This is a genomic window from Paraburkholderia sp. RL18-085-BIA-A, assembly GCF_046027075.1.
In the GTDB taxonomy this organism is placed as follows: Bacteria; Pseudomonadota; Gammaproteobacteria; order Burkholderiales; family Burkholderiaceae; genus Paraburkholderia.
In genome coordinates, this window is sequence record NZ_JARESU010000004.1 from 216125 (window position 1) to 222813 (window position 6689).

General features: G+C 62.4%; 5 protein-coding genes. 3 read left to right on the forward strand and 2 right to left on the reverse strand.

Annotated elements, in window-relative coordinates; genetic code table 11:
• Positions 1-38: 38 nt before the first annotated feature.
• The gene (locus tag P0D89_RS04790) at positions 39-845 is read right to left on the reverse strand and encodes an IS5 family transposase (protein WP_408376209.1); all 807 of its coding nucleotides are present in this window, start codon (positions 843-845) and stop codon (positions 39-41) included.
• Between the two features lie 457 nt (positions 846-1302).
• Between P0D89_RS04790 and P0D89_RS04795 the strand changes: the two genes are divergently transcribed.
• From P0D89_RS04795 to P0D89_RS04805, 3 genes are all read left to right on the forward strand, one after another.
• Positions 1303-1779 carry a (2Fe-2S)-binding protein gene (locus tag P0D89_RS04795; RefSeq protein ID WP_408376210.1) on the forward strand — a complete coding sequence of 159 codons (477 nt, stop codon included), beginning with the start codon at positions 1303-1305 and terminating at the stop codon, positions 1777-1779.
• Complete coding sequence (locus tag P0D89_RS04800; protein WP_408367812.1) at positions 1734-3998, forward strand: xanthine dehydrogenase family protein molybdopterin-binding subunit; 2265 nt, start codon at positions 1734-1736, stop codon at positions 3996-3998. Before P0D89_RS04795 ends, P0D89_RS04800 begins: the two co-directional genes overlap by 46 nt.
• A 77-nt stretch (positions 3999-4075) precedes the next feature.
• Positions 4076-5275, forward strand: a complete 1200-nt coding sequence (locus P0D89_RS04805; RefSeq protein ID WP_408367814.1) for a cytochrome c — start codon at positions 4076-4078, stop codon at positions 5273-5275.
• 94 nt (positions 5276-5369) lie between these two features.
• Here P0D89_RS04805 and P0D89_RS04810 read toward each other — a convergent pair whose 3' ends face one another.
• Positions 5370-5528 carry a hypothetical protein gene (locus P0D89_RS04810; RefSeq protein ID WP_408367816.1) on the reverse strand — a complete coding sequence of 53 codons (159 nt, stop codon included), beginning with the start codon at positions 5526-5528 and terminating at the stop codon, positions 5370-5372.
• Positions 5529-6689: the final 1161 nt, after the last annotated feature.

Consider the following 6689-nt stretch of genomic DNA (forward strand, 5'->3'; position numbering starts at 1 on the left):
GGCGTCGCGCCGCGTGAGACGGCGAAGCTTAGAGGGTGTTAGGCACTTTTGTTAAGGGCTGCAAAGTGGACAAGCATAAGCACGGAGAATACGACGAAGTGCAAACCAGCCAGGGTTTCGGGCAATCGCTCGTAGTCTCTGGCCAGTCGGCGGAAGCGGTTGAGCCAGCCGAAGCTGCGCTCGACCACCCAACGGCGCGGCAACAGCACGAAGCCCTTTTTCGCCTCCGACAGCTTGATTACCTGAAGCTCGATTCCTTCATCGCGTGCCGCCTGCGCAGGCTCTTCGCCGGTGTATCCCTGGTCCGCGAACGCCACCTTGACCGTTTGGCCGGTGGCCTGCTGAACCTGACGGGCCAGTTCTCCGACCTGCGCGCGCTCCTGTTCGTTGGCCGGCGTAACATGCACCGCAAGCAATTGCCCCAAAGTATCAACTGCCATGTGAACCTTGCTGCCGCGTTTGCGTTTGTAGCCGTCGTAACCGGCGCGAGGCCCACTCTCGCAGGTCGACTGCAGCGTGCGCCCGTCGAGGATGACCGCGCTGGGTTGGCCACGACGCTCCTGCGCGATCCGGATGATCGAACGCAGGTCATTGACCATGGCCTCAAAACAACCGGCCTGAATCCAGCGCTGCGTCTGCTGGTAGACCAGTTCCCAGGGTGGAAAGTCATTGGGCAACAAACGCCACGGTGCACCAGCGCGTACAATCCAGCGCAGCGCGTTGAACATCTCACGCAGTTCGTAACGGCGTTGCGGTGCGTCCTTGTTCATCAAGGTCAGGTACGGAGCGGCGAAGTACCACTCTTCATCCGATACATCCGTTGGGTATGGCCTGCGTTTTGTCATCCCGCCAGGATACCAGGTCGGACACAAAGTTCCTAACACCCTCTAACGGTGAACATGCTTGCCACGACTGCCGTGGGGTCTATTGCGCGCCGCGCAATGCGAGTCTTTTATTTTGAGGCAAGGAAGAGATTGGTCGGGCTCAACAAAATGAAACTATGTCGATTTCGAGAACCTGGCGCCGAGCAGCCCGCAAACATCGACGGAAACGGTGTTTTGTGCGACCTGTTGGCGCATATCGAAGACATCACCCGGCCCACCTCTCAGTTCAAGAACTTGCCAGCCTGGCGAAGATCAATCTCTCGGACCCTTCCCGTCATATCAGGGATATTCTCGCTCCCGGCCCTCCAGTCTCGAGATTGTCGAAGTTCATCGCCATCGGTTTGAAGTATCGGGATCATGTGGAGGAAAGCGGGTATGGATATCCCACAGAGTCCGGCCAATCGCAGCGCCGGGGATAATGATGAAAAGCAATAAAACCTCCCAGCCTTGGCCCGTGACGCGGCTTGTCGTTAATGGAAAAACTGTCGACGTCACCGGGCCTGCGGACATGCCGCTTCTCTGGGCCTTACGTGATGTGCTGGCGCTGACCGGCACAAAGTTCGGTTGCGGCATCGGCCAGTGCGGCGCCTGCACCGTGCATCTGGACGGCAAGCCGGTGCGCTCGTGCTTACTCCCGATCTCTGCCGTCAAGGGCGAGATCACCACAATCGAGGCGGTCGGCGAGACCGCGGCCGGGAAGCGTGTCCAAGCCGCGTGGCTCTCATTGGAAGTGGTCCAGTGCGGCTATTGCCAGTCGGGCCAGGTCATGGCGGCTGCAGCACTGATTGCCCGCAATCCGCATCCGAACGACGAGGATATCGATGCCGCGATGTCCGGAAATCTGTGCCGGTGCTGCACCTATTCGCGTATCCGCGCGGCTATCAAGGCGGCATGATGCAAACCTACGGCGCAATCGGCGAAGACGCACTACCAGACAACGCGCGCCGACGTTTCCTGACCGCCGGTGCGCTCCTCGTTGGATTTGCGTTCGTGCGGCCGGTACGTGCATTCGAGCGCGAGCCAGATCTTGGCGCCATCGGCGCGCTCGATGCAGCGGCAACAGGGTTCGACGGATTCGTGCCCGACGGCTTTATCCGCGTCGGTGCCGACGGTCGTATTGTGCTCGTGGCGCCTAGCGTGGAGATGGGGCAGGGCATTGCCACCGGCGAGGCCATGATGATCGCCGAAGAGCTGGAAGTGGGCCTGGACCAGGTCGAAGTGGCACTCGCGCCCGCGGACCAGCACGCTTATACGCAGAGCCTGCTGAAGGCACAGGCCACCGGCGGATCCACCTCCGTGCGCGCGTTCTTTATACCGTTGCGGCAGGCCGGCTCGGCGGCTCGCACCATGCTGATCGGCGCGGCCGCTGAGCGCTGGCGAGTGCCGTCCGCCGAATGCGTCGTGGCGCGTGGCGTCATCACGCACCAGCGGACTGGTCGGACCCTGACGTATGGCGCGGTTGCCAGCTCCGCGCGGCACCAGCCGGTGCCTCGCGAGGTATCGTTGAAACCGGTGTCGCAGTTCAAGCTCATCGGCAAGCCGGTGAAGCGCGTGGACACGCCAGCCAAAGTCAATGGCACCGCCCGCTTCGGCATCGACGCGATGGTGGAAGGAATGCGCGTTGCGGCGATCGCAATGTGTCCCACGATCGGCGGGCGCCTGCGCTCGCTTGACGGGCGCGCCTCGCGTGCCTTGCCGGGTGTGGTCGACATCCTCCGTATCGACGATGCCGTCGCGGTGGTCGGAGAAAACTACTGGACCGCCAAACGTGGGCTCGACCTGCTGAAGATCGAGTGGGACGAGGGGCCGCACACTACGCTCACGTCGGCAACACTGGCCGAATCGCTCCGGTCCGCGCAGGGTACGCCGATCAACGGCAGCCTGACCGGTGATCCCGATCGCGTGATCGAGGAAGCCGGCAAACAGCGCATCGAGGCGATCTACGATCTGCCGTACCTCGCCCATACGGCGCTGGAACCGATCAACACCACGATCCACGTGCGCCGCGATGGCTGCGACATCTGGGTGGGTACTCAGGTGCCGGAGATCGCGCGTATCGTCGCCGCGGAGATCATCGGCCTGCCGCCCGACAAGGTCATCGTCCGCAATCATCTGATCGGCGGCGGCTTCGGCCGGCGGCTGGCCGTGGACACGATCCAGCAGGCCGCCCGCTTCGGTATGCAGGTCAGCTATCCGCTCAAGATCATCTGGACACGCGAGCAGGATATCCAGCACGACCGGTTCCGGCCTGCCTATCACGACACCATTGCAGCCGCACTCGGCAAGGACGGCTTGCCAATGGCGTGGACCCATCGGACCCGGTGCTCCACCGTGCGCAGCTACTACGACCGCAAGCCATGGCCCCAAGGCCAGCTCGACCGCGATGCGGTGGCTGGCGCAGCGGACCTGCCCTATGCCATTCCCGCACTGCGTTCCGACTGGGTGCGACAGGACGGTCCGGTCGCCCTCAACTGGTGGCGCGGCGTCGGCGAGACGCATAACGTATTCGTGGTGGAAAGTTTCCTGGACGAACTCGCGCACGCAGCCGGACAGGATCCGGTCGCCTATCGCAGGGCACTCCTTGGTAAGAACCCGCGCTCGCTCGCCGTGTTGAACAAGGCCGCGCAAGCATCCGGATGGGGCAAGCCGCTGCCGCCACGCTGCGCGCGCGGCATCTCGCTGCACGACAGCTTCGGCACACATGCCGCACTGGTGATGGAAGTGGAGGTCGATCCACAAGGGGAGATTCACCTGCGGCGCGCCACCGCTGCTGTCGACTGCGGCATCGCTGTGAACCCCGATTCCGTGATCGCGCAGATCGAAGGCGGCGTGCTGTTCGGCCTTTCGGCCGCGCTTTACAACGGCATCACCTTCGAGAACGGGCGAGTCCAGCAAAGCAACTTTCACGATTACCGGCAGATTCGCATGAATGAAGTGCCACAGTTCGAGGTCTTCGTTGTGCCAAGCGAAGAGAAGCCGGGCGGACTGGGTGAAGTCGGCACGGTGTCCGCGGCACCTGCTTTGACCAATGCCATCTTTGGGGCTACGGGGGTGCGGCTTCGTGCACTGCCGATCGACCGGCGCGCGCTAGGCGCGTGGGGTGAGCAGTCATGACGCGACGCAATCGTATTGGTTATAGTCTCGCGGCGCTCGCGTGCATCGTCCTGATTGGCGCGGTGCTGTTCTTTTTCTTGCCGCATGGACTCGATCCGGTCTCGCCCGGCGCTGCGCAACCAACGGGCGATGCCCTTGTCGCGCGTGGCAAGTACCTGACCGTGGCGGCCGACTGCGCGGCCTGCCACACCACCGAGGGCGGCAAGCCTTTCGCGGGCGGCCTCCCATTCAAACTGCCATTCGGCACGATCTATTCGTCGAACATCACCCCTGACCGCGAGAACGGGATCGGTGCATGGAGCGATGCCGAATTCGCGCGGGCTATGCGCTCGGGCGTGGGGCGACACGGCGAGGATCTCTATCCCGCCTTTCCCTATACGTCTTACGCCTTGCTCTCCAGCGACGATATCCTCGCGATTCGTGCCTACCTGGCGACCCTCGCGCCGGTTGCCACGCCGGCACCCGCCAACGCGCTCGCCTTTCCGTTCAACCAACGTCGCGTCATACGCGGATGGAAGCTGCTGTTCCTCGACAGCAAACCGTTCGAACCCGACCCAGCGCGCAGCGTTGCGTGGAACCGCGGCGCCTATCTCGTGAATGGACTGGCGCATTGCAGCGAATGCCACACGCCGCGCAACCTGATGTTCGCCCGGGAACAGCACGAAGCGCTATCGGGCGGCGTCGTGGATGGTTGGAGGGCCTGGAACATCACGCCCGACAAGGAGACTGGGATCGGCCTGTGGACCGATGCGCAGCTCGTGTCTTATCTTTCCACTGGCTATGCCACCAGTCACGGCGCGGCATCGGGAAGCATGCGCCAGGCCATCGACCTGAGCCTGAGCCAGCTTCCGGCAACGGACATCGAGGCCATCGTCACCTATCTGCGCACGGTAACGCCGCGCCATGCCGATGCCGCCGCGGTCGTGAAGGCGTCGACTACATGGTCGCCAGGCGGCGAAGCAAGCGACGGCACTGGCCGCCGCGTCTTCGAGGGCACATGCGCGAGTTGCCATGGCTGGAACGGAAACGGCCGGCAAACCGCGCGTGCGGATCTGGCCGGTTCGCACGCTGTCAACGACCCGCGAGGGGCCAACCTGATCCGGGTGATCCTCGAGGGCAGCAGCGCTCCGGACCATGCCGCGGCAACCGCCATGTCGTCGTTCGGCACGGCCTACACTGATGTAGAAATCGCCGCAGTCGCCAACTATGCCATCGTCCATTTTGGCGGCAAGCAGGGGCAGGTCACACCAAAGGACGTTGCGAACGCCCGGCCATGAGTATGTCCACCAGCGCCATGCACTCTCGCGTGCGTTCGATGTCATACGAGAGTTCACTCCCGTTTCCAACCAGGAGCAACGGCACACTTCCGACCTACCATTGCTCGAACCGTCCCAAGGTGTGCTCGTCCTTGTTGACGAGCAGGTTGGCCTTGCTTTCGCGGCGGGATATCAGGATTCGCAATCGCGGCGCAGCAATAGCCAGGCGGTACGAAACCTTCGCCGATGTCACGCCAAGGTTGCCGCATTTCATTGAGGACGTCTACAACGCAAAGCGCGTGCGTTCCTCGTTGGGCTATCTGTCGTCCGATCGTTTCGGGCAGTTATACGCTCGGCGGGCGGATTGGTTTGCGGCCGAGTTCAAGTCCAGCGAGTGGTTCCGGAAATTTGGACGCTTCGCGCATTCTGCTGGCGAGTCGTTACGGCACGAGGCTCAATGTCCTATGCCTGTGCGCCGGTTTTCAAGTGGAGTTCTCCGGCATGGCTGATATCGTGGGCCGGCCCGATACCTATTCGGCAGCAAGGTCGTTTGCAAAGACGCCGTCTGTTCCAGGTACTGCTTCGATACGACAGCGGCAGCCGACTTGAGGAAGGGGATGTGACTACGCCGACAGGTCCACCTGCAGGCGGACATCAAATTGTCTGCGAGCGTCGAAAAAGATCGAACCCCGGCCTTGACTCGCGCGCGAAGTCCTTGCAAACAGAATCGATCCAATATTGTCCGTCAGTCGGTTTCTCCGGGGTTCCTGGTCGCGGCGAATAACTGCTCCTCGCACGCCCCGACCCGCACTGCCCGGACATAGCCTCAGCAATTGCACGTTGTTTTCCCTGGCGATATGGCAGCCGCTTTCCAAACCGCGCACATACGATAGAGAAGTAAGCCATCTGGAAAAGCAGGGCGCTGGGGCTACCCGCGAGAAGTATCTGCCCGGAGGCTCATAGCGTGTCCGAAGTTTTTGGGAGTGGGCAGGAACAGGCCTTGTCCGGCGGGATGTCAATGTAAGCCAGGCCGGCCGCGTTGGGTATCCGCGGAGATTGGAGGAAGTCTATCGATTTCGATGCTATTGCAGGGACGGCAGGCGCTAGCGGGCGGAGTTCACCGATACCGGCCTGCTGCGGCAGCAATTCGATCATCGAGCCAAGTGGCCATCCACGCCAAGTAATTCGGCAGAGAGATCTGCATTGCCCGTGTCGACGACGCTCCCGTGCGCCAGGGCTAGGTGCGAAGCGCGCCGCAGGGACGAGTGAATTGTCTCTGGCGGGACAAGGACGGCGGAGATATTCGGGAAACCTCGTCTCGTTCAAGACCTCGGAAGCAACATTTACCTGATGCTGTGCGATTGGCTGGTCCTGGCAGAAGCACCGGCTCACCTTTAGCGCGTGAGCCGGACTTGAAGGGCGACGGGCGGGGTAG

Coding starts and splice junctions, on each gene's coding strand:
- P0D89_RS04790 (WP_408376209.1), bottom strand. CDS start 845: ATGACAAAACGCAGGCCATACCCAACGGATGTATCGGATGAAGAGTGG.
- P0D89_RS04810 (WP_408367816.1), bottom strand. CDS start 5,528: ATGAAATGCGGCAACCTTGGCGTGACATCGGCGAAGGTTTCGTACCGC.
- P0D89_RS04795 (WP_408376210.1), top strand. CDS start 1,303: ATGATGAAAAGCAATAAAACCTCCCAGCCTTGGCCCGTGACGCGGCTT.